General features: G+C 60.0%; 14 protein-coding genes. 7 read left to right on the forward strand and 7 right to left on the reverse strand.

The features are described from left to right. Positions 1-82: 82 nt before the first annotated feature. The gene (locus CFBP5499_RS12840; protein WP_080827069.1) at positions 83-820 is read right to left on the reverse strand and encodes a helix-turn-helix transcriptional regulator; all 738 of its coding nucleotides are present in this window, start codon (positions 818-820) and stop codon (positions 83-85) included. Positions 821-1,155: 335 nt separating this feature from the next. Here CFBP5499_RS12840 and CFBP5499_RS12845 point away from each other — a divergent pair, with 335 nt between their 5' ends. Then, a complete protein-coding gene (locus CFBP5499_RS12845) occupies positions 1,156-2,922 on the forward strand; it encodes a glucan ABC transporter ATP-binding protein/ permease (protein ID WP_080827068.1) in 1,767 nt (588 codons plus the stop codon). A 524-nt stretch (positions 2,923-3,446) separates the two neighbouring features. Here the strand turns inward: CFBP5499_RS12845 and CFBP5499_RS12855 are convergent. Next, a complete protein-coding gene (locus CFBP5499_RS12855; protein ID WP_080827066.1) occupies positions 3,447-11,942 on the reverse strand; it encodes a GH36-type glycosyl hydrolase domain-containing protein in 8,496 nt (2,831 codons plus the stop codon). A 573-nt stretch (positions 11,943-12,515) separates the two neighbouring features. Between CFBP5499_RS12855 and CFBP5499_RS12860 the strand changes: the two genes are divergently transcribed. After that, on the forward strand, positions 12,516-13,697 hold the full coding sequence (locus CFBP5499_RS12860; RefSeq protein WP_175416717.1) for a M20 aminoacylase family protein: 1,182 nt from the start codon (positions 12,516-12,518) through the stop codon (positions 13,695-13,697). Positions 13,698-13,763: 66 nt separating this feature from the next. On the opposite strand, the gene CFBP5499_RS12865 is transcribed toward CFBP5499_RS12860, so the two are convergent. Further along, the gene (locus CFBP5499_RS12865) at positions 13,764-13,907 is read right to left on the reverse strand and encodes a hypothetical protein (protein WP_003505150.1); all 144 of its coding nucleotides are present in this window, start codon (positions 13,905-13,907) and stop codon (positions 13,764-13,766) included. Positions 13,908-14,133: 226 nt separating this feature from the next. Here CFBP5499_RS12865 and CFBP5499_RS12870 point away from each other — a divergent pair, with 226 nt between their 5' ends. Further along, entirely contained in the window at positions 14,134-15,237 is a 1,104-nt protein-coding gene (locus CFBP5499_RS12870; protein ID WP_080827064.1) for an NAD(P)/FAD-dependent oxidoreductase, read from the forward strand. 14 nt (positions 15,238-15,251) lie between these two features. On the opposite strand, the gene CFBP5499_RS12875 is transcribed toward CFBP5499_RS12870, so the two are convergent. The 4 genes from CFBP5499_RS12875 to denD all read right to left on the reverse strand — a co-directional run bounded on the left by CFBP5499_RS12875 (position 15,252) and on the right by denD (position 20,030). After that, positions 15,252-16,226, reverse strand: a complete 975-nt coding sequence (locus CFBP5499_RS12875) for a threonine ammonia-lyase (protein ID WP_080827063.1) — start codon at positions 16,224-16,226, stop codon at positions 15,252-15,254. A gap of 124 nt (positions 16,227-16,350) precedes the next feature. Further along, positions 16,351-18,135 (reverse strand): IlvD/Edd family dehydratase, encoded by a 1,785-nt coding sequence (locus CFBP5499_RS12880; protein ID WP_080827062.1) that lies wholly within the window; start codon positions 18,133-18,135, stop codon positions 16,351-16,353. Positions 18,136-18,144: 9 nt separating this feature from the next. Next, on the reverse strand, positions 18,145-19,047 hold the full coding sequence (locus CFBP5499_RS12885; RefSeq protein WP_080827061.1) for an NAD(P)-dependent oxidoreductase: 903 nt from the start codon (positions 19,045-19,047) through the stop codon (positions 18,145-18,147). Continuing rightward, positions 19,044-20,030, reverse strand: coding sequence for a D-erythronate dehydrogenase (gene denD / locus CFBP5499_RS12890; RefSeq protein ID WP_080827060.1), 987 nt, complete (start codon positions 20,028-20,030; stop codon positions 19,044-19,046). The genes CFBP5499_RS12885 and denD overlap by 4 nt, the downstream gene beginning before the upstream one ends. A gap of 198 nt (positions 20,031-20,228) precedes the next feature. Here denD and CFBP5499_RS12895 point away from each other — a divergent pair, with 198 nt between their 5' ends. The 4 genes from CFBP5499_RS12895 (at position 20,229) to CFBP5499_RS12910 (ending at position 24,422) form a co-directional block, all read left to right on the forward strand. Further along, complete coding sequence (locus CFBP5499_RS12895; RefSeq protein WP_080827059.1) at positions 20,229-21,674, forward strand: FAD-binding oxidoreductase; 1,446 nt, start codon at positions 20,229-20,231, stop codon at positions 21,672-21,674. A gap of 115 nt (positions 21,675-21,789) precedes the next feature. Then, a complete protein-coding gene (locus CFBP5499_RS12900) occupies positions 21,790-22,506 on the forward strand; it encodes a FadR/GntR family transcriptional regulator (protein WP_080827560.1) in 717 nt (238 codons plus the stop codon). 203 nt (positions 22,507-22,709) lie between these two features. Next, entirely contained in the window at positions 22,710-23,870 is a 1,161-nt protein-coding gene (locus tag CFBP5499_RS12905; RefSeq protein WP_080827058.1) for a fumarylacetoacetate hydrolase family protein, read from the forward strand. Between the two features lie 21 nt (positions 23,871-23,891). Further along, a complete protein-coding gene (locus tag CFBP5499_RS12910) occupies positions 23,892-24,422 on the forward strand; it encodes a TRAP transporter small permease (protein ID WP_080827057.1) in 531 nt (176 codons plus the stop codon). The last annotated feature ends 3 nt before the right edge of the window (positions 24,423-24,425 follow it).

The raw sequence follows: 24,425 nt of genomic DNA on the forward strand, positions 1-24,425 counted from the left end.
CAGAATTCTGCTGCACTGCGGAATAAAGCAGCAAAACCAAGTCTTGGAAAGGGCAATTCCGGCGAGAACTGTCCTGTTTGCGCTAGCTCAACAGACCGTGGCGAAAAGCAAGAGCTACGGTGTGCTGCCGGTTCTTGGCACTGAAACGGCGTTGGATTCCGTTGATGTACCAGTCGACCGTGTGGTTGGAGATCGATAGCTGGCGTCCGATTTCGGTGGAGGTCATGCCATCCGCCATCAGCGCCAGCACCTCCATTTCGCGCCGCGTGAGCTCAAGGGCGGAAACATCAGGGGCGTTGCTGAAGTCGTGAGCCTGCCCGGAAAGATCGAGCAGCCGCCAGAAGACGGTGCGGGTGGCCGCATCGAGGAGTTCGACCTGCAAGGAAGGCAATTGCCGGTCCTGCCCGCCAATGAAGACCGCACCGATGAAACCCGCGCGGCCGTGAACGGGAAAGGCGTAACCGCCCTGCAGGCCGTATCGGCCGGCATCGTGAAAAAACACGCTTGCCCTTTTGCGATGCATCGCACGCGGTAGACCCTCAAGCGCCTCTTTCCACTGAAACGGCTTGTGCACCATGCCGATCACCTTGCGGACCGGATCGACGAGATTGTATTTCTTGGCCCTGTAGACCTCCAGCCAGCCGTCAGGAAGATGCTCTGCGAGGATTTGGCCGGCAGAGGCGAGTTCTCCGGTCAGCCGTCTGCTGACGAGAAAATACTCGAAGCCATATTCACGAATGAGCTTGGCAAATTCCGAGCGAACGCGATCGGCGCTTCCTGCCTGAGAACATGCAGAGATGAAGTGAAGAATATCATGCATAAAGACACGGGGTCCGGGCTTGGCTTGAAGGGATGACACGAGGACATGGTCCCGCGATGACGTCATGTTACTCGGGCGCCGGTCGGTTCAGATTGAACATATCGTCGTTAGCAATCCCTGAAACGAAGATGCGAAATCTTGTGATGGCAGGCCCCCGGGAAACATCGGGTTCGGTTTTTCGGTTCGCACGCGCGGTCAATTTGTTAAGCCGCCATTCAGACAGAAAGAGCGATAATTACACAAAATTCGCCGTCTCATGCAACCTTGCTAAAGTAGCATTGCGTTGAGGCCGAACAATCAACCGCTTGAAAAGACGCTCGGACTGGATTGAAAATTTGACCTTGTTTCAGGTTTACACGCGCGCTCTGCGCTATCTGACCGTTCATAAATGGCGTGTGGCCGTTGTCGTCATCGCCAACGTCATTCTTGCAGCGATCACCATCGCCGAACCCGTGCTGTTCGGCCGGATCATCGATGCCATTTCCTCCGGCACCAATGTCACGCCCATTCTCATACTGTGGGCGGGTTTCGGCGTCTTCAACACCGTCGCTTACGTTGCGGTGGCCCGCGAGGCAGACCGACTCGCGCATGGCCGCCGTGCCACGCTGCTGACGGAAGCCTTCGGGCGCATCATTTCGATGCCGCTGTCCTGGCACCATCTACGTGGCACATCCAATGCGCTGCACACGCTGCTGCGCGCCAGCGAGACGCTGTTCGGCCTTTGGCTGGAATTCATGCGCACGCATCTGGCCACCTTTGTGGCGCTGGTGCTGCTCATCCCGACAGCAATGGCCATGGATCTCCGCCTCAGCTTCGTTCTGATCGGCCTCGGCATTGTCTACTGGTTCATCGGCAAGTGGGTGATGGGCCGCACTAAGGACGGCCAGGCTTCGGTCGAGGAACACTATCACAGCGTTTTTGCCCATGTCAGCGATTCCATCAGCAACGTGTCGGTGCTGCACAGCTACAACCGCATCGAGGCTGAAACGAAGGCGCTGAAATCCTTCACCGAAAAACTACTGAGCGCCCAATATCCGGTGCTTGACTGGTGGGCTTTCGCCAGCGCGCTGAACCGCACGGCCTCCACCGTTTCGATGATGATCATCCTCGTTATCGGCACCGTGCTCGTGAAGAACGGCGAATTGCGCGTGGGTGATGTCATCGCCTTCATCGGTTTCGCCAATCTCCTGATCGGCCGTCTGGACCAGATGCGCCAATTCGTGACGCAGATTTTCGAAGCCCGCGCCAAGCTCGAGGATTTCTTCGTGCTTGAGGATTCCGTCAAGGAACGGGAAGAGCCGGGCGATGCCCGCGAATTGGCGAATGTCTCCGGCACCGTGGAATTCCGCAACATCAATTTCGGTTTCGCCAACACCAAGCAGGGCGTTCACGACGTCTCGTTTACGGCCAAGGCCGGCGAGACCATCGCGATCGTCGGACCGACCGGCGCCGGCAAGACCACGCTGATCAACCTTCTGCAGCGTGTCTACGACCCCGATTCCGGCCAGATTCTGATCGACGGCACCGATATTTCGACGGTGACGAAAAACTCTCTGCGCAATTCCATCGCGACAGTGTTCCAGGATGCAGGCCTGCTGAACCGCTCCATCCGCGAAAACATCCGCCTCGGCCGTGAATCGGCCACCGATGCGGAAGTGGTGGAAGCAGCAGCAGCAGCCGCGGCAACGGATTTCATCGACAGCCGCATCAACGGCTATCTGACGCAGGTGGGCGAGCGCGGTAACCGCCTCTCCGGCGGCGAGCGCCAGCGTATCGCCATTGCCCGTGCGATCCTGAAAAACGCGCCCATTCTGGTTCTCGACGAAGCGACCAGCGCGTTGGATGTCGAAACCGAAGCGCGTGTGAAGGCCGCCGTTGATGCGCTGAGAAAGAACCGCACGACCTTCATCATCGCTCACCGCCTTTCCACGGTCCGCGATGCCGATCTCGTCCTGTTCCTCGATCAGGGCCGGATCATCGAGAAGGGCACTTTTGATGAGCTGAGCCAGCGCGGCGGACGCTTCACCTCACTGCTGCGCACCAGCGGTCTGCTGACGGATGACGAAGGCCAGCAGCCCCGACCGAAGGCCATTGCCTCCTGAGGCCATAGCCGAGACAATAAAGCAAGGGCGGGCAACATTGTCCGCCCTTTTTCTTTGCCCGCTTTCCCTAGACCGGCGAAGCATGGATCGCCTATCGGAGAATTCCCGCCAAAAAGTTCGCCAGCCAAATCTGCCCGAAGGGAAGGACCTTCCCTAAGAAGGCAACAAAGCCTGCGGCGATCTCTGTGAAAGATGCACTGAACTGCAAAGCCCCCCTCCCCCACCCGCCGAGTTTACCGAGAAGCCACGGAGACCCCAGCGCTACGGTCGTTTTCTGAAACGGACCATACGTGCGCCGGCTTCCTGCCATGGAACATCTTTTGGGGAATGGCTCGCGCGCGACCGCTGTCTCTGCCCGAAGTGATTGACCATCATGACCTAACAATCCGGCCTCGCTGATCTTCAGCTGGTGATTTCGAAGGCGGTTGAGCATACCGAAGCCGAAGCAAAGGCTGCCCACAAAAGATCAGGCCCCTGCGTCACCGCAGGGGCCTGATTTTAAGGGCGAACATGGACATGCCGTCTCAGTCGAAAGGGATCACCCCATCACCGGCCGCCAGGTCATTGCCATCGACGGACACCGAGACGCCCGCTGTACCTGCCTTGCGGCTGACGACGATGTCTCTTGCCTTGCCGTCGAGCGTGACCCTGATCGAGAAACCGTTCCAGTCTTCCGGTAGCGACGGCAAAATATGCAGCTTGCCGTCGGTACGGGTGATGCCGAGAATACCCTCGACAGCGGCACGGTAGAGCCAGCCGGCGGAGCCAGTGTACCAGCTCCAGCCGCCCCGGCCGGCATAGGCGCCTTCACCGTAAACATCCGCGGTCACCACATAGGGTTCGACCCGATAGGTTTCCGACGATGCCGCATCGAGTGCGTGATTGACGGGGTTGAGAAGCTTGAAGCAATTCCAGGCCTCCTGTGCACGGCCCTGCTTGGCAAGCGCAAGAACCACCCAGGTCGCCGCATGGGTATATTGTCCGCCGTTTTCGCGCACACCCGGCGGATATCCCTTGATGTAGCCCGGATCATGCGGCGCACGCGAGAAGGGCGGGGTGAACAACCGGATGATGCCGGTCTTTTCATCGACCAGATGCTCCATGACGGCATCCATCGCCTGGCGTGAACGGCCTTCCTCACCCTCACCGGAGAGAACGCTCCAGCTCTGGCCGAGCGAATCGATCCGGCATTCCTCGCTTTCGGCAGAACCGAGCGGCGTGCCGTCATCGAAGTAACCGCGACGATAATAGCTGCCGTCCCAGCCGGCTGTTTCGAGAACATTGCGCAGCTTTTCGCGATGCGATGCCCACTTTCCGACCCGGTCGGTATCGCCGCGTTTCTCGGCGATCCCGATGAAATCGCGGAGCGCACCGGACAGGAACCAGCCAAGCCAGACGCTCGTGCCCTTGCCGCCGACGCCCACACGGTTCATGCCGTCGTTCCAGTCGCCGCCGAGGATGAGCGGCAGGCCGTTCTCCCCGGTTCGGTGAATGGCGAGATCGAGCGCCAGCGCCGCATGTTCGTAAAGCGTGGCAGATCTGTCACTCGTTTCCGGCTGGAAGAAAGCATCGTGCTGACCGGGCATCAATGCCGGCCCCTTGAGGAACGGAATGCTCTCGTCCAGGATGGCGGTGTCGCCCGTCGCCGAGACATATTGGTTGATCGCATAAGCGAGCCAGACCACGTCATCGGAGATCGTCGTGCGGACACCGGCCCCCGTCAGCGGCAGCCACCAGTGCTGCACGTCGCCTTCCGGGAACTGGCGGCCTGCCGCGCGCAGGATCTGCTTGCGGGCGAGATCCGGCTGGTAGAGCAGGAAGGCCAGCGTATCCTGCAACTGGTCACGGAAGCCGAAGGCGCCGCTCGACTGGTAAAAGGCGGTACGCGCCAGAATGCGGCAGGCCAGCGCCTGATAGGGCAGCCAGTTATTGACCATGTGGTTGAAGCCTGCATCGGGCGTGGAGACCTGCAGCTGGCCGGTGAAGCCGGTCCAGAATGCCTTGCTCGCGTCCAGTACCGTCTGGAAGTCCGCCTGGCGTGCATCTTTCACCAGCGCTTCAGCCTCTTCCGCATTGTCGGCATCGCCGAGAATGAAGGTCATGTGCCGTTCTTCGCCGGGCTTCAGGTGTATTTCCTGCATCAGTGCCGCGCAGGGATCACCATCGACCTCGGTGGTGCCGCTCAGCGCCGCACCTGATACGATGCCCTGCGGCGCCTGTGCCGAACCGAAGCGGCCGATAAATTCCCGGCGGCTGGTCGTGAAGCCGCTTGCCTCGCTGTCGAGTGTCAGGAACGAAGTGCGGGCGCTATAGTCGATGCTGTAGGGGTTCGACGCGAAGATCGCGTTGCTGCCCGCATCATGTCTGCTCAGGATGAACGGCGCGGATTTCTGACCGTTATTGCCGAGCACCCACTCCACATAGGCATAGACCTTCAGACGGCGGCTTTTCGAACCCTTGTTGCGCACGATGACCTGCGAGAACTTGACCGGTTTTTCACGGTCAACGGTCTGCGTCAGCTCGACTTCGAGCGTATCCGCCACGCCGGTCAGGATGGAATAACCGAGACCATGGCGGGTTTCGAACATGGCTTCGGGATCGCGCGACAGCGCGGCACAGGGCGTATAGAGCTTTCCTGTTTCCACATCGGCGACATAGAAGGCTTCACCCGGCCGGTTGATGACAGGGTCATTGGTCCAGGGCGTCAGCTGATAGTCGCGCGAATTGCGGCTCCAGCTGAACCCGGCACCTTCGGCCGAAATATGGAAGCCGAAATTCTCGTTCGAGATGACGTTGATCCACGGATGTGGCGTCGACTGGCCGCCATTGAGGCGCACCACATATTCCTGGCCGTTCTTGGCGAAGCCGCCAAAACCGTTCCAGAAATCGAGATCGCCCGCATCCTCGACCGGCTCCGCAACCGGGAAGGTTGGCACGGGCAGACGCGCCTGCGCAGCATCAGACGCGCCGTCAGGACCGCGATTGGCCGCAAACAGCGAGACCGCGCGGTTGATCTGGTCGACGATCTTGCCGTTGCGCACATGCAGCACGACGCGGGAAGCGGCGAGAAGCGCGCTCCACGTCTCTTCGTCCATCAGGTCGCGGCGCACGGAGAAGACGTGCGGGCGACCGCCATCGGCAGGATTGATGCGGCGTTGCGTCTCGGAAATATGATCGAGCGCATGCTGCATGTCCTGTGCATAGGACGCAGCCCGTTCGTTGACGATGACGAGATCGAAGATCACGCCGCGCGAGCGCAGATATTCGTGGGCGCTCAGCGCCTCACGGGCAATATCCATGTCCATATCGTCGTTGATGCGCAGGCTGAAGATCGGGAAATCGCCCGAAATGGCAAGCGGCCATAGGGCGCGCTGCGAAGCGAGGCCCGTTTTCAGCGTTTCCGAATCCGCACGCAGATGCATGTCGGGATAGGTCAGATAACGGCCGAGATGCTGGAAGGCGGCCGCCTGCTGCGAGGTGACGCCCACATGGCGCATCTGCACCTGCGTGCGTGTCCAGGCATGCACAAGTTCATGGGCGAAAGCATCCGGATGACGATAACGGTCAATCGCCTTATCGACTTCCTCGCGGCTTGGCGCGGCAATCGTCCAGAAAATCACGCTGACCTTCTTGCCCGCCGGCACGCGCACGGTGCGACGCAGCGACAGGATCGGATCGAGCGTGAAGCCATCGCTGCTGGAAAGCGTCGCACCGGCATCGAATGCCGCCGCTTCGCGCAACGACCGGCCGCGACCGATGAACTTGGCGCGATCAGTCTCAAATTCCGTCGGGCGCGACGGGCCGGCATTGTCGGCGGCGAGATGCGCGATGATAGTGCCGGGTTCATTCGGGCTGCGGCGGTTGCGCCAGGCGCGGATGACATCCCCACGCCGACCGATCTCCGTCTGCACGAACATGCGCGAAAACAGCGGATGGGCGTTGTCGTCATCCTCGGAGGCGATGACCGGCTCCATATAGGAGGTCACTTCAATGTAGCGATCCTCGGAACCGACATTCAGCAGGGTGATACGGCGGCCTTCGGCATCATGCTCGGTGGCGACGATGCATTCGACAACACTCTGCAGATCGCCTATTGTCTTGTGAAACTCGGCTTTGTCATCGGTGAAGATCGTCTTGGTCTTTTCACCCTCGATGACACGCGGCTCAGCCGTCGCACTCCACCATTGTCCATTGGTGGTGTCGCGCAGGAAGATGAAGGTGCCCCACCGATCATCGGTCGGATCCGCCTTCCAGCGAGAAATCGCCTGTCCGTTCCACTTCGAATAACCCGCCCCCGTCGAGGTGAGCATCGTCGAATAATGGCCGTTCGAGAGGAACACCACTTCGCGGTCGCGCGCCGCCGGATCGGCGATGGAGCGTACTTCCGCACGCAACAGGTCGGCCTGTTCCTTGCCGGGGGTTTCCGGCTCGTATTTGGCGCTCATGACCGGCACTTCGCGCGGCGCCTTTTCCTGCAGCAGCAGTTCGGCCGCCTCGATCACCGGATCGGAATGGAAGAGTTCGCGCAGCACGCCATCGAAGGCGACGTTGGCAACGGCCGCAATCGACATGCCGTGGTGGTGCGCATAATAGTTGTAGACCACCGCGCAGACCTTGCCGTCAGGCACACGCGTCGGCGTGAAGTCCACCGCATCGTGGAAACCATACTGGCCAAGCGCACCAAGCTTGCGCAGCTTGTCGAGGTTCTCAAGCGCGCCATCAGGATCATACTGGCTGGCGAGAATAGACGCGTAGGGCGCGATCACCGCATTCTGGCCAAGGCCGCGCTTGAGGCCAAGGGTCGGCACACCGAAGTTGGTGTACTGGTAATTCATGTTGTGATCGCGGGCGTTGAACGCCGCTTCGGAAATGCCCCATGGCGTGCCGAGACGACGGCCATGGTTCATCTGTTCCTTGACGATCAGATTGTTGGTCTGGTTGAGAATACCACCCTGACGCTCCTGCATGACGAGCGGCGGCATCAGATATTCGAACATCGAGCCCGACCAGGAGACCAGCGCGCCCTGCGCGCCGATCGGCACGACCTGGCGGCCGAGACGGTACCAGTGCTCGGTCGGCAAATCGCCCTTGGCGATGGCAAACAAGCTGGTCAGGCGGCATTCGGAGGCCAAAAGGTCATAGCAGGCCTCGTCCAGCTCCTTGCTTTCGACACGATAGCCGATCGAAAGAAGACGACGATCCTTGCGGTAAAGGAAGGTGAAGTCCATCGAGAAGGCGAGGTTGCGGCTGCGGTCGCGCAGCGATGCGAGACGCTGGCGCAGCGGCTCCATATTGGTGAGGTCGATGGCGCTGTCGGAAATATGCGCTTCGCAGGATTCCACCAGCAATTGCGCCCAGCGGGTCACTTCCGCGCTCTGCGCGGACTTCACCTCATGATCGACATTGGTCGCGAGTTTCTGGATATCGCGTGCCAGAACCGCAAGATTGATGACGCGGATCGAGGCGAATTCATGCTCGCGCTTGACGGAGGCGAGCGCATTGGAGAAGCCGATGATACGCTCTTCGAGACGGCGATGCAGCGGACGCAGGGTCTTGCGGTTGTCGGGGAGGGTCTTCAGCGTTTCGCGCAGAATGCCGGCGACATCACCAATACCATCCAGATTGCCCTGAAGATGGGCCGAGGGTGCTTCCGCCCAGTCACGGCAGGCAGATGAAACCGCAATCAGGTGGCCGGCGAGGTTGCCGCTGTCCACCGCCGAAACATAACGCGGTCCCAGCGTCTGCAAGGTGTCGGTGTGATACCAGTTGTAGAGATGGCCGCGATGCTTCTCCATCTTCTCGACGGTCTGGATCGTGTTTTCGATCCGCTCCAGCGTATCGGCAAAGCTGATCCAGCCGAACTGGCGCGCCGAAATGATGGAAAGCAGATAAACGCCGATATTGGTGGGCGAGGTGCGCGAAGCAACGATCGGCTCCGGCGTTTCCTGGAAATTGTCCGGTGGCAGGTGGTTTTCCTGCGGCGTTACGAAAGCCTCGTAATAACGCCAGGTGCGGCGGGCGATCTTGCGCAGTTCGAAGGAAACGTGTTCGGAAACGAACAGCCGGTCTTCGGTTTCAGCCGACTGGCTGACATACCAGGCAACGGCGGGAGACAGAACCCAGAGCAGCGTGAAGGGAATGCCGATCAGGAAGGCATTGTCGCCCGGCAGCGCTGCAAACAGAAGGCCGAGCATCGCCACGACGGGCGCATGCCACATCTGGCGATAATAGTCGATGATGCTGCCCTGCGCACTGGACTGCATGCTGGCGGCCGTGCGCCATTCCAGCATCAGCTTGTGGCTGACGAGCAGGCGATAAAGCGAACGGACAATCGCATCCGTCATCATGCAGGCGGCATCGGCGATGAAGACGATACGCAGCGCAACCTGCGCATTGGTGGCGCGGATTTCCGACCAGATGGTGTGGAAATGCGCCTGCGGCACGATGTCGGTGGAACGCGGCACGAGGCCGGAAAGCAGCGAAAGCGTGGGCGCGACGAACAGCGAGAAGATCAGCAGAATCTGCCAGATCAGCGCGCCGAGCGGATCCATGAAATACCAGCCGAGGATCGAGGCGAAGAACCAGGCGATCGGCGTCAGCGAGCGACGCAGATTGTCGACCATCTTCCAGCGGCCGATGGCGGTAACGCCACGGGCACGGTCAAGTATGAAGGGAAGCAGCTGCCAGTCACCACGGGCCCAGCGATGCTGGCGCGAGACTTCCACCTCGTAGCGGGTCGGGAAATCCTCGACGAGTTCCACATCGGTCACCAGCGCGCAGCGCGCGAAGGAGCCTTCGAGCAGATCGTGGCTGAGGATGGAGTTCTCTTCGATCCGGCCCTTCAGCGCCGCTTCGAAGGCATCCACGTCGTAAAGACCCTTGCCGGTGAAGGTGCCTTCGGAGGTCAGGTCCTGATAGACATCGGACACGGTAAAGACATAGGGATCGATGCCGCGATTGATCGAGAAGACGCGCTGGAAGACGGAGGCGTCCTTGCCGGTCGTCAGCGAAGGCGTAACACGCGGCTGCAACAGGCCGTAACCTTCCACGACGCGACCAGATTCTGGATCGATCTTGGGGCGGTTGATCGGGTGGTGCATCTTGCCGACGAGCTTGGTGACCGCGTCGCGCATCAGGCGCGTATCGGCATCGAGCGTCATGACATATTTGACATCGGCCGGCACGATATTCGCACCGCCAAGGAAGGTCGTATCCTTGTCGCCGCGCAGCAGCATGTTCAACTCATGCAGCTTGCCGCGCTTGCGCTCCCAGCCCATCCAGCAGCCTTCGGCCGAATTATAGATGCGGCGGCGATGCAGCAGGTAAAAACGTGTCTTGCCGTCAAACGCATAACGGCTGTTCAGCGCCGCAAGCTCGCGCTTGGCATAGTCGAGAATCTCGATGTCATCATCGGACTGCTCATATTGCGCATCACGCCAGTCGCTCACCAACGAGAAATAGATTTCGCCATGCGGATTGGCGAGATAATGCACCTCGATATTGCGCATCATCTCGTCGACGCTGTCGCGGCTGGTCAGCATGCAGGGCACGGCAAGCAATGTGCGGGCATCCTCCGGAATGCCGTTCTTGAATTCGTATCCGACGAGCCGGAACGGCTTCACGAAGAAGGTGACGAGGGTGTTGAAGAGGCCGGTAGCACCTTCGGATGCCGGCAATGCGAACATCAGCAGGAAGGCGGTGACGACATACCAGGGCATGCCCGCTTTTGCCAGGAACCAGCCGACCGCAAGCATGGCGACCGCCGTGATGAGAAGCACCGGCGCGGCGATGGCGAGCCAATTGAACTTGCGCATCGAGCGGACGATGTGTTGCGACGCGAGCGGCCGATACCCCAGCGCCTTTTCAAGCTCGAACCGGCGCTGACCGACGAGCACCGAACCGACATTGACGCGATGGTTTTCGTCAGCGCCTGCAGGCAGATCGGAGCGCGCCATTTCGACGGCGGCACGCGCAACCTCCACTTCGGTCTTGGGTGAGCGGCGCGCCAGAAGCTCGATCGTGTTACGATAGGTGTTGCGCGAACCGAAATCGAGAATCTCGTAGTCGGTCTCCTCGCGCAAGACCTTGTCGATATGGCTGACTTCCTCGAACCAAACCGACCATTCGGTATCGTCGATTTCCCGCAGGCTCTTGACGATATTGCCCATTGTCACATTGCCGGACGCCAGCCGGTTATGTTCCGACATCATGACGTTTTCGGCATCCGTGCCGGCGGCATGCAGGCGCTCTTCTAGCCAGGCAACGGCGAAGCCCGATGTCTGCGAACCGTTGCGCAGGCGATAAAGGAACTGCGTCGCAAAGGTCGGATCATCAACCAGCGAATCCACCTGCTTCAGAAGCGCCGCAGACGCTTCGGCGTCGTTCAGCCGGATGATCTCGTCAACGACTTCGTTCGCTTTCTGGCGCATGCGACGCGAGCGCTCCACACGGATGGAGATGCGGCGGAGATTTTCGATGAGGACGAAACGGATGATCGACGGCAGCGCCCACAATTCGCCGATCTGCAGCGTCTTCGACGTCTGGTAGCCATCCACCAGGGCTGTCATGTTCTCACGCGAAACCGTGCTGTGCGTGTAGGCAACATAAAGCCAGCCGAGCGCCATGACCCGCGGGATCGTCACACCGCCCACCGTCATCGTCGGCAGCTGGCGATAGAATTTGCGCGGAAAATCGCGGCGCACTTCCTGGATCGCCTCTTCGATGACGTAATGGTTGTCGAGCAGCCATTCCGCCGCCGGCGTGATCGTCGCGCCATTTTCCGCATCGACGGCCGTCGTGCGGTAGACCCGCAGGATTTCCTTTTCGTTCTCGCGGTGACGCTCGAAGAAATCGAATTCCATGAAGCCGGGAAGACTGTCGGCACCGTCGCGGGAAAGCGCGGCGCCGGCATCATGCAGTTCCTCGATCGTCATATAGGACGCGCGGATCGAATCGTTGTGATCGATCTGCTTCGTCTCGGAATCACGGGCGGCGGCGGTCGGGGTGATATGAAATGACATCGGGCTCGTATTCTGAACTGTATGGAAACTTGTTCGACTTGACCGGCATTTCGTTCACGGCGGGAACGCGCACGAAATCGGGCCACGCTATATTTATGACTTATCCTGAACCTTCGGTGAACCGGGTAAGCCGCCTCAGGAAACGGATGGTTAAACGGTGAATATCCTCAGGCATGGCATTTGGCGGCGCAGTCCGCCGCATATCCTTGCAAAGCCGGGGATTGGTGCGAACAACGGGGTTTCGACGACAAGAAAATTTTGTCCTCCGGCCCGGCAAAGCCGTTCCCACCGGATTTCTCACCTTCCCCCACGGCGAAAATTGTTGGCGCAACGTCCGATAGTCCCCCTTTGACACCTGAAGGGCAACGCGAGACCGATAGAGCCTGCGCTACATCCGAAAGGAGCTAATGCCCCAGGACATCAATAGTTCCATGCCACCTGTCGCGATGCGATGCAAGCGCCGAATTTCAAGGGCTTTCGGCTCCCGACACACCTCTTACATGCGCACACTTATGCTGCTATGCCATTTGCAAAAGACGCTGGAAAAAAGCGGCGTAGCCAGGGACTTCGAAAATGACCATACAGACCGCACACATTGCCTCCTTTGCCAACCATATGCCTGACGTGGTGGCGATCCGCCGTCATCTGCATCGTCATCCCGAGATCGGCCTTTCGGAATTCAAGACATCGGATTTCATTGCCGAACAGCTGGTGGAAATGGGCTACGAGGTGACACGCGGGCTCGCCGGAACCGGCATTGTGGCGACGCTCCGCAATGGTGACAGCAGCCGCACGCTCGGCATTCGCGCCGACATTGACGCGCTGCCGATCCACGAGGAAACCGGGGCGGACTATGCAAGCACCCATCAAGGCGTGATGCACGCCTGCGGTCACGATGGCCATACCGCCATGCTGCTGGGAGCGGCGAAGATCATTGCCGAACGCAGGAATTTCGACGGCACCCTGCATCTGATCTTCCAGCCGGCGGAGGAGAATTTCGGCGGCGCCCGCATCATGATCGAGGACGGCCTGTTCGAGCGCTTCCCCTGCGATGCGGTCTTTGCCCTGCATAATGATCCCGGCCTGCCCTTTGGGCAGTTCGTGCTGCGCGACGGACCGATCCTTGCCGCCGTCGACGAATGCAGGATCACCGTCAAGGGTTATGGCGGCCACGGCGCCGAACCGCAGGATGCGGCCGATCCCATCGTTGCCGGTGCAAGCATCATCATGGCATTGCAGACAGTGGTATCCCGCAACATCCATCCGCAACTGTCGGCCGTCGTCACCGTGGGCGCATTCCATGCCGGCGTGGCGAGCAACGTCATTCCCGAAACGGCGGAGATGCTGCTGACCATCCGCTCCTTCGATCCGGGCGTGCGTGACGAGCTGGAAAAGCGTATCCGGGCCATCGCCGAAGGCCAGGCGGCAAGCTACGGCATGAGTGTGATCATCGACTACGAGCGCGGTTATAACGCAACCGTCAACCACACGGCGGAAACGGACTATGTTGCCGATCTTGCCCGCCGATTTGCCGGACCGGAAAAGGTGGCCGAGATGCAACGCCCGTCGATGGGCGCGGAAGACTTCGCCTACATGCTGGAGAAGCGGCCAGGCTGCTATTTCTTCCTCGGCACGGCGCGTACTGATAACGATCCGCCGCTGCACCATCCGAAATTCGATTTCAACGACGATATTCTGCCGGTCGGAACCGCCTTCTGGGTGGATCTGGCAGAGGATTATCTGAAGGCCCGATAAACATGAAAAGGCCGGTCGGAGGAGCGACCGGCCTTTATTCTCAAGTTGCCTGAAAATTCGGGAGGATCAGGGAACGAGACCAAATATGACGGCAGCGACGAAAGCCACGCACACGCCGACAAGAGCCGCATGAACCGAATCTTTCCAGTTGCGTGGCGACTGGGGCTGAGAAACAAAGTCTTTTACTTTTCCTGCCTTGGAATAAGACATTGTACACTCCCTTCCTGCTCGGCCCTTCAAACGGGCATTGCTCATCTGGGGTAGAGAATAGCTTTATTCCCCACTGTTTCAGTAGAGATAAAATTCCATAAGAAGTGCCAATTGGGAAAAATAGGGGTCGTCACTTGCCTCCCAACAAGCATCAATCTACCCATCACGAACTATTAACGCGGCGGGAGGGAGTTCGTTCAAACGGTCCTTCCGTGGACAGGAAGACATGATCGATATCGACGCCATCATCATCGGAGCGGGCGTGATCGGGCTTGCGACGGCCCGCGAATTGTCGATGCGCGGCCTCTCCGTCATCATTCTGGAAAGCGAAAAGGAGTTCGGTTCGGCCACTTCGTCCCGCAATAGCGAAGTCATCCATGCGGGGCTTTATTATCCAGCCGGAAGCCTCAAGGCGAGGCTCTGTGTCGAGGGCAGGCGGCGGCTTTATGACTTTTGCGAGAGCCACGGCGTTGCACACCGCCGCTGCGGTAAACTCATCGTCGCCACGAGCGAGGATGAAACGCCCCTGCTCGTCGCCCTCAGCGAAAGAGGCAAAGCCAATGGCTGCGACGATCTGGATCTGATCGACCAACGACACGCGCTTTCACTCGAGCCTGCCCTTGCCTGCAGCTCAGCCCTGCTTTCACCCTCGACGGGCATCATCGACAGCCACGGCTATATGCTGGCGCTGCTTGGCGAGGCGGAAGACCATGGCGCGGCCCTTGCGCTCAACGCGCCGTTCGAAAGGGCGGAAGCGATCGGTGAAGGTTTCCGGGTTCATGTCGGCGGCAAAGACCCTGTCAGCCTTACATGCCGGCTGCTTATCAATTCCGCCGGCCTTGTCGCGCCGATAGTGGCAGCCATGATCGAGGGACTGCCGTCAGAGGCGATCCCGCAGGCACGTTTCGCCAAGGGCAGCTATTTCTCGCTGACAGGCAAATCGCCTTTTTCCCGGCTGATCTATCCTGCGCCGCACACCCACGGCCTCGGCGTGCACCTGACACTGGATCTCGCCGGTCAGGCCCGGTTCGGGCCGGATGTGGAATGGGTTGATACCATCGACTATGCCGTCGATCCCCGCCGCATGGAGGGTTTCGGCGACGCCATCAGGCGTTATTGGCCGGGCCTGCCTGAACACGCGCTCATTCCGGCCTATGCCGGCATTCGCCCGAAGATTTCCGGACCGGAGGAACCGGCCATGGACTTTCGCATCGACGGGCCGGAAACCCATGGTCTTCCCGGCCTCGTCAATCTGTTCGGCATCGAAAGCCCCGGCCTGACCGCGTCGCTGGCGATCGCCGGCGAGATCGCGGCACGGCTTGACGCCTGATGTCAGCCGCAACTTCAGCCGAAGCGTGACAGCGCATCCGCCATGATCCCGGGATCGACATTGCCGCCGGAGGCGACGGCGATCACCGTATCGCTTTCCAAGGCGTCTCCGTGGAACAGGGCGGCCGCGAGGGCAACCGCACCGCCCGGCTCAACGACGACCTTCAGCCGGTTGAAGGCGAGCACCATGGCCCTTAGCGCCTCCTCCTCGGTCACGGCAATGCCTTTTCCGCAGAGCCCGGCCATAATCGGAAAGGTGATGTTGCCGGGCTGCGGCGTGATGATCGCATCGCAGAGCGAGCCTGATGTCGTCGCATTGCGCTCTATCCTGCCGGATGCAAGCGAGCGCGCCACATCGTCAAAGTGCTCGGGTTCCGCCGTCCTGACCTTGTAGTTGGGGGCTTTCGCGGCCAGTGCGAGCGAGATGCCGGAGGTCAGGCCGCCGCCGCCGCAGGGCACCAGAACCTCGGCCGCGCCGATGCCCAGTTCAGCACCCTGTTCGGCAATTTCCAGCCCCACGGTCCCCTGCCCGGCAATGACCAGCGGTTCGTCGAAAGGTCTGATCAGCGTCAGCCCGCGTTCACCCGACAGCCGGTCACCGATGGCGTCGCGATCCTCATTTGCCCGATCATAAAGCACCACTTCTGCGCCATAGGCGCGGGTATTGTCGATTTTGATCTTCGGCGCATCCGACGGCATGATGATGACGGCGGGCACGCCGTGCAGGCGGGCTGCAAGGGCCACGCCCTGCGCATGGTTGCCGGAGGAGAAGGCGATCACCCCTTTGGCGCGCACCTCCGCCGGCAGGCCGGACACCGCTGACCAGCCGCCGCGAAACTTGAAGGACCCCGTCCTTTGCAGGCATTCCGCCTTCACGAACAGCTTTCGCCCGGCGATCTCATCCAGAAAAGGCGATGAGACGAGCGGTGTTCGCACCGCATGATTGCCGATGCGCTCACGCGCCGCCTCGATCATCGAAATATCTGTCATGCCCTGCCCCCGGTAAGCGGATGTAACGTGGAATCGCGGGCTACATTAGGAGGTCGCAATCAAATGCGAAACCGCCTCCAAAAGAAAAACCCCCGGTCTTGGCCGGGGGTTTTGTCTTGTTCGGTCAGTGATTGTGCCGGGGCATTTTTTCGGCAATCCGGCGGAAATCCGCAGCGCCTTCCAGCACTGCACCGTCCGAAAGCTGGGTCACCGATTGACGATAGATGCGCTGCCAGGGCGTCGCGTCCGCGGGCACGGCAGGAATGCCATCGGCCTTGCGAGCATCAAGCTCCGCTTCCGGCACCAGCGCGTTGCACTCACCCTTGTTGAAGTCGATGCGGATGACATCGCCGGTGCGCAGCCATGCCAGCCCGCCACCTGCTGCACTTTCCGGGGAAGCGTTGAGGATCGACGGGCTGTCCGCCGTTCCCGATTGCCGGCCGTCGCCGATCGTCGGCAGGCTGGTAATGCCCTTTTTCAGAAGCGCATCCGGCGGCTGCATGTTGACGACCTCGGCCGAGCCCGGCCAGCCGAGCGGCCCGGCACCGCGAATGACGAGAATGGTGCGCTCGTCAATATCAAGTGAGGGATCGTTGATGCGGGCATGATAATCCTCCGAACCATCGAACACGACGCACTTGCCTTCGAAGATGCCTTCGCGGCCCGGTTCGCTCAGATAACGCTGGCGGAATTCCGCCGAGATCACGCTTGTCTTCATGATGGCGAAATCGAAGAGATTGCCCTTGAGAACGAGAAAGCCGGCGCGCTCCTTGAGCGGCCTGTCATAGGGCAGGATCACGTCGCGGTCGGTCGATTCCCGTCCTTCCAGATTTTCCGCCATGGTCTTGCCGGTCACGGTCGGACAGCTTCCGTCAAGCTTGCCCGCCTGCAAAAGCTCCCACATGATGGCGGGCGTGCCGCCGGCGCGGTGATATTTTTCGCCCAGCCATTTGCCGGCCGGCTGCACATTGGCCAGCAACGGAATGTCATAACCGTGGACCTGCCAGTCCTCTTCGCGAAGCTCTACGCCCGCATGTTTGGCCATGGCCGCCAGATGCGGCTGCGCGTTGGTGGAACCGCCAATCGCCGAATTGACACGGATCGCATTCAGGAACGCTTCGCGTGTCATGATGTCGGAAGGCTTGATATTCTCGACAACCAGTTCGACGGCACGACGGCCGGTGCGATAGGCCATCTGGCCGCGCTCGCGGTAAGCGGCCGGGATAGCTCCGCAGCCGGTGAGCGACATGCCGAGCGCTTCGGCAATCGCATTCATGGTGGAGGCCGTGCCCATGGTGTTGCAATGGCCGACCGACGGAGCCGATTCCAGCGCCGCCTGCAAAAACTCCTCGCGGGTAATTTCACCCGCACCATATTTGCGGCGCATGCGCCAGATGACCGTGCCGGAACCGACCAGGTCGCCGTCATGATACCCGTCCAGCATCGGCCCGCCGGAAAGCACGATGGCGGGAATATCCACCGTGCTCGCCGCCATCAGCGCCGAAGGCGTGGTCTTGTCGCAACCGGTTGTCAGAACGACACCATCGAGCGGGTAGCCGTAAAGCACTTCCACGAGGCTGAGATAAGCAAGATTGCGATCCAACGCCGCCGTCGGACGCTTGCAGTTTTCGAACATCGGATGCGTCGGAAACTCGATCGGGATGCCGCCCGCATCGCGAATGCCGTCGCGCACCCGTTTGACCAGTTCCACATGGACGCGGTTGCAGGGCGTCAGGTCGCTGCCGCTCTGCGCGATGCCGATGACCGGCTTGCCGGAACGCAACTCTTCCGGCGTCACGCCGTAATTCATGAAGCGCTCCAGATAAAGAGCCGTCATGTCGAGATGATCGGGGTTGTCGAACCAGTCCTGGGATCGCAGGCGGCGCATGGGTATCTTGTCGTCGCTCATGAGATCGCTTCAGCCCTGTTCCCGGTTGTTGAGTTTTTCGAGGTAAAGCAGGATGCCGCTATGGTCGATATCGGCCCCGCCATCGCCGACGAAATCATCGAATTCCCGCGTGACCTGCTGGGTGAGCGGCAGCGTCAGGGACAAATCCTTCGCCGTTGCCAGCACGCCGTTCAGATCCTTGAGCTGGAACTTGGAAGGACCGCCCGGCACGAAATTGCGCTTCACCATGCGTTCGCCATGCAGTTCCAGTATCCGGCTTTCGGCAAAACCGCCGCGTATGGCATTGCGGAACCCTTCACGGGAGGCGCCGCCCGCTTCCACCAGCATCATGGCCTCGGCAACCGCGCCGATGGTGATGGCGACGATCTGCTGGTTGGCGAGCTTGCAGAGCTGGCCCGCACCCGAAGGACCGACATAGGTAAACCGGCCCATCGGTGCGAAGACATCTGCAAGTCCTGATATCAATGCCTCGTCCCCACCCGCCATAATGGCGAGCGTGCCGGCCGTTGCACCGGGCACACCACCGGAAACCGGCGCATCGACGTGATGAATGCCGAGCGCTTCAAGCCGTGAGGAATGTTCGCGCGCAATCGGCGGTGCGATCGAACTGCTGTCGATCACGACAGCACCCTTTTTCAGCGCGTCGGCCACGCCCGCCTCGAACAGCACTTCGCCCACGGCCTTGCCGTCGCTCAGCATGGTGATGACGATATCAGCACCCTTGGCGGCCTCCGCCGGCGACGCTGCCAGAACCGCACCATCGGCAACCAGCGCCTGCGCCTTATCGACGCTGCGGTTCCAGACCGAAACAGAAAAGCCCGCACCCAGCAACCGCCGGGCCATCGGCCCACCCATCAGGCCCGTGCCGATAAAGGCAACCAACCGCTTCCTCTCCTCCCGGCCAACACTCATTTCAGTGAACCTCCCAGCTCGTCCTCGATATGAACCTGAATGATTTCCTCAAACGAGCTTTCAGCCGTGAAGCCGAGCTCCCGGGCACGCTTGGCTTCGAAACCGGGAGCCCAGCCTTCGCACATGCGCATGATCATCTCGTTCGGCTCGCGGCGGATGAGGGCAACGGCCTGTTCACCGGCCACTTTGCGCAACGCCTCGATCTGTTCGCCAACGGTGGCGCTGAGACCCGGCATGGAAAGGTTGCGGCGCGGGCCGACCTTTTCCACGTCGATTGTTGCACCATGGAGAAGGAAACCGACGGCGGAACGCGGCGACGCATGCCAGTGGCGAATACTTTCCGGCACCGGCAGAACCGCTTCCTGGCCAACCAGCGGCTCACGCAGGATATTGGAGAAGAAGCCGGAAGCAGCCGCATTCGGCTTGCCGGGACGAATGCAGATGGTGGGAAGGCGGATGCCGATACCGTCAAAGAAACCGCGGCGGCTGTAATCGGACAGCAATAGCTCGCAGATTGCCTTCTGTGTGCCGTAGCTGGTCAGTGGTGTGGTGTGGAATTCATCCGGGATCGGATAGGGCAGCGGCGCACCAAAGACGGCGATCGAAGAGGTGAAGACCACACGCGGCTTGTAACCGTCCTTGCCATTGGCAATGCGGATGGCGTCGAAAAGATAACGCGTGCCGTCGAGATTGATGCGGTAGCCCTTGTCGAAATCCAGCTCGGCTTCGCCGGAGACGATGGCGGCAAGGTGGAAGATGACATCAGGACGGGCTTCGACCAGCTTTTCGGCTTCGCCCGGCGCCGACAGATCGGCCGCGCGCGCATCGACCGCACCGGAAAAACCGGCGGGCGCTTCAGGCTGGAACACGTCGATGAGCGTGAAACTCTCGACCGGCTTGCCGCCGAGCGATCCATCCTTGACGAGACGCTGCGTCAGCTTACGGCCAACCATGCCTGCGGCGCCGATGATTGCAATATGCATGTCTTCCTCCTCTATGTCCCGGCCATTCTCCCGGGACCGAAAATCATCATCGGCCTGGCGACCGATAAATTAGCTTGTAAGGTTGTCTGATAACCTTATATGATCCGATTGAAAATAGTATTTTTCACAAACCGGTAAAAGCAAGGGCGAAAGACTCTTGCCCGGATATTTTAGGGCGGATTGGACGGAGAGGGTGGAATGACGGTCGTGAGCGAACACGATATCGAGGAATTGCGATTCTCGTTGAAAAACAGACTGGGGGAAGCCTTGCTGCTGACGTCCCAGGAAGACATGCTGCGTTATTGCCGTGACTGGCACGGCGACGTTACCAGTTCAGCCGTGGCCGTCATCCGCCCCCGCTCGACCAAGGAAGTCTCCGATACGGTGCTCGCCTGCGCCGAACTCGGCCTCGCCATCATCCCCCAGGGCGGCAATACCGGACTGGTGCTCGGCGGCATTCCCGATGCGCCGAAACATCAGGTCGTGCTGAGCCTCGAGCGTATGAATGCTATCCGCACCATAGATGGTGACGATTTTTCGGCCGTGGTCGAAGCCGGCTGCATTCTCTCGGAATTCAAGGATGCGGTTCAGGACAAGGGCATGTTCTTCCCACTGTCACTTGGCGCGCAGGGCAGTTGCCGCATCGGCGGCAACGTCTCCACCAATGCCGGGGGTATCAATGTCCTGCGTTATGGTATGACCCGCGAACTGGTGCTGGGTCTCGAAGTGGTATTGCCGGATGGCACCATCTGGAATGGCCTGTCGACGCTGCGCAAGGACAATCGCGGCATCGACCTGAAGCAGCTTTTCATCGGCGCGGAAGGAACGCTCGGCATTATTACCGCCGTTGCGGTCAAGCTCTACCCCAATCCCGAACATGTCGAAACGGCGCTGCTCGGCCTCAATTCGCTTGATGACGCCATCAAGCTTTACCGCCGCGCCCGCCGCGAATGCTGCGACCTGATGTCCGCATTCGAATTCATGCCGCCTGTCGCCTTCACGCTGGCAATCGAAGCGATACCCGACCTCAAAATGCCGATCGCCAGCGATTATCCGGCCTATGTGCTGATGGAGATTTCCGGCTCCGGCCTGGTGGATACGGCCGACCTTATGGGGCGTTTCCTCGAGGGCGTTATGGAAGATGGCTTGGTGCTGGATGGCGTCATCGCCTCCTCCCGCGCTCAGGCGCAGTCGCTCTGGCTGTTCCGCGAGGGCATGAACGAAGGTCAGGCGCTGCGCGGCAGCCATATGCGCACCGATATTTCAGTGCCGCTCTCAAAACTCGCGGCTTTCGTAGCCGAGGCGGAAGCCGAACTCGCGGAAAAACTACCTGAGTGCCTTGCAGTTTCCTACGGCCACGTCGGAGACGGCAACGTCCACCTCAACGTGCTGCCGCCCAACGGCGCGACACCCGAGGAGCGTGAGGCCTTTATCTACAAGTCCAAGAGGCTCGTAAACGAGGTCCTCGACCGTTACGTCGGCAGCATCAGCGCCGAACACGGTATTGGCCGCCTGAAACGCTCCGATTTCGAAAGCCGGCTATCGGATGTACAGCGTCGGATGATCACGGGTTTGAAAAACGCCTTCGATCCCGATTTGCGGATGAATCCCGGTTGCCAGATAAGCCTGCAACCGGATAGCTAATCGAGAAATAACAAAGGCGGTTGAACACGCCGCCTTTGAAAACCCGCTGGTGGCGAAGGAGGAAGTCGTCGCCGCGGAAAAACGAACCAATCGTTTTTGTGGAACGGGAGCAATCATGACGCTGGAGTTCAATCAGATACATCGCAACGATCACCTGCCCGGCCGTATCGCCGCAGAGATCGCTCGCGAGATCAATGATTCGAAACTCGGGCCGGGCGACAGGCTGCCGACGGAACATGTTCTGGCAAAAACCTTCGGCGTCAGCCGCTCGGTCATTCGCGAAGCCATCGCGCAACTGCGCAACGAAGGTTTCGTCGAGACACGGCAAGGGGTCGGAGCCTTTGTGACCGATCCTCGACAACGATTGTCGATCCGGATCGAGCAATCGACGCTCAACGATCCCGAAAACTTTCGGGACCTGATGCAACTTCGAATGTCGCTGGAGATCGATGCGGCCGGTCTCGCCGCATTGCATCACAAACCCGAACATCTCGAAAGGTTCGACAAGGCCATTTACGGCATGCGCAATGCTATCGAATGGTCTAAGGACGGGGTGGAAGCCGATCTCGATTTCCATCGCACCATGGCGGAAGCCACGGGTAATGAATATTTCCTGATTTTTCTCGGCTTCATTGCCCAACGCATTAGTTCGGCAATCAATACCGCTTTTTCGCGGGCCGTTTACGGCGAAATACTTGAAATTACCATAAACGAGCATGTCGTGCTGCGGGAGGCAATTGCATCGCGAAATGTTGCGCTGGCGCGCGATGCCATGCGCCAGCACATTTTAGGCGCTGCCCGACGGCTGAACATCGATCTCGACATCTTCTGACCTTTGGACGCTGTTGGTATTGAAGCTATAGGACAGCTTCGCCGCATTTGTTGAATGGGGATGGCGAATAACGCGAATTTTTGTCTAATGCACCGCTAGACTCGTCGCAAAAGTCATACTAAGAAGAATGAGATTAGGTTGTCAGACATCCAGACAATAAGACCGCAGGAGGCGGCCTGTCGGGTGCTGAAGGGGAGGACTACATGACCGGCACAAGGTCTATCGACGCTACCGCAATTTTGCCCGACGATTTCGAAAACGCGCTGCTCGTCGGCCGCGTCTGGTCGAAAAGCGAAGGCGGCCCCTGCCCTGTCTTGCTCAAGGGTGGCGTGCTTTATGACCTCACCTCGCTTTCCCCTACCATGTCCGAGCTTCTGGAAAAGACGGATCTGGTGGAACAGCTTGCCGACACCAGCACTTTCGTGGCGCTCGGCGCGCTTGATGCGTTTCTGGACGGTTCCGCCGGTGAGCTTCTTGCCCCCAACGACATTCAGGCCGTCAAGGCCGCCGGCGTCACCTTCGCCGACAGCATGCTGGAACGGGTGATCGAGGAACAGGCCAAGGGCGACCCGCTGCGCGCGCAGGAAATCCGCGGACGGCTGGCGCCGGTTCTCGGCGACAATCTGAGGGGACTTGAGGCCGGCTCCGAGAAGGCCGCCGAGGTCAAGAAGCTGCTCCAGGAAATGGGCCTCTGGTCGCAATATCTGGAAGTCGGCATCGGCCCGGACGCGGAAATATTCTCCAAGGCGCAGGCCATGGCCTCCGTCGGCTGCGGCGCGCTGATCGGCGTTCACCCGAAATCGCAGTGGAACAATCCCGAGCCGGAAGTGGTGCTGGCTATCACCTCCGACGGCCGCATCATCGGCGCGACCCTTGGCAACGACGTCAACCTGCGCGATTTCGAAGGCCGGTCCGCCCTCCTGCTCAGCAAGGCGAAGGACAATAATGCCTCCTGCGCGATCGGCCCTTTCATCCGCCTGTTCGACGGCAACTTCACCATTGAAGACGTGAAGAAGGCGCAGATTTCGCTTCTCGTCGAAGGTGAAGACGGTTTCACCATGACGGGCGTCAGCGCGATGCAGGCGATCAGCCGCACGCCGGAAAACCTCGCGTCCCAGCTCTTGAACCGCAACCATCAATATCCTGACGGCGCTGTCTTTTTCCTCGGCACGATGTTCGCGCCGGTGAAGGACCGCCATGGGCCGGGTCTCGGCTTCACCCATTCCAAGGGTGACCGCGTCGAAATCTCGACACCCAAGCTCGGCAAGTTGATCAACTGGGTCACGACAACAGACGAATGCCCGGAATGGACATTCGGCACCGTGGCTCTGATGCGCAACCTCGCGAAACGAGGATTGCTCTAAATATTTCTTCGGGAGGGGAAAATGCAAAAGACCATCAATCTCTTTTACCGGATTCTCGAAATCATCCTCGTCCTGCTGCTTGCCGGCATGTCGATCATGGTCTTCGTCAACGTCGTCATGCGTTACACGATGAATTCCGGCATCAACGTCTCGGAAGAACTGTCGCGCTATTTCTTCGTGTGGCTGACATTCCTCGGCGCCGTGCTGACCTTCCGCGAGAACAGCCACATGGGCATCGAAACGCTCGTGATGTTCCTGTCGCGCCGCGCCCGCATCGTCTGCATGATCGTATCGAACATCATCATTCTGGCCTGTTCCGCCATCTTCTTCTGGGGAACCTGGAAGCAGTCCGGCATCAATGCCAGCATGCATGCTCCCGTCACCAAGCTTTCGATGATCTGGGTCTATGGCATCGGCATGTTCACCGGCGGCCTGATGTTCATCATCGCACTGGAGCGCCTGTACCGTTATTTGACGGGCGGTGTAACGGACGACGAAATCGCCCAGTTCGCGGGCGAGAACCTGACAATCGAACAGCTTTCGGAGCGCTGATAA

The organism is Agrobacterium tumefaciens (assembly GCF_005221325.1).
GTDB lineage: Bacteria > Pseudomonadota > Alphaproteobacteria > Rhizobiales > Rhizobiaceae > Agrobacterium.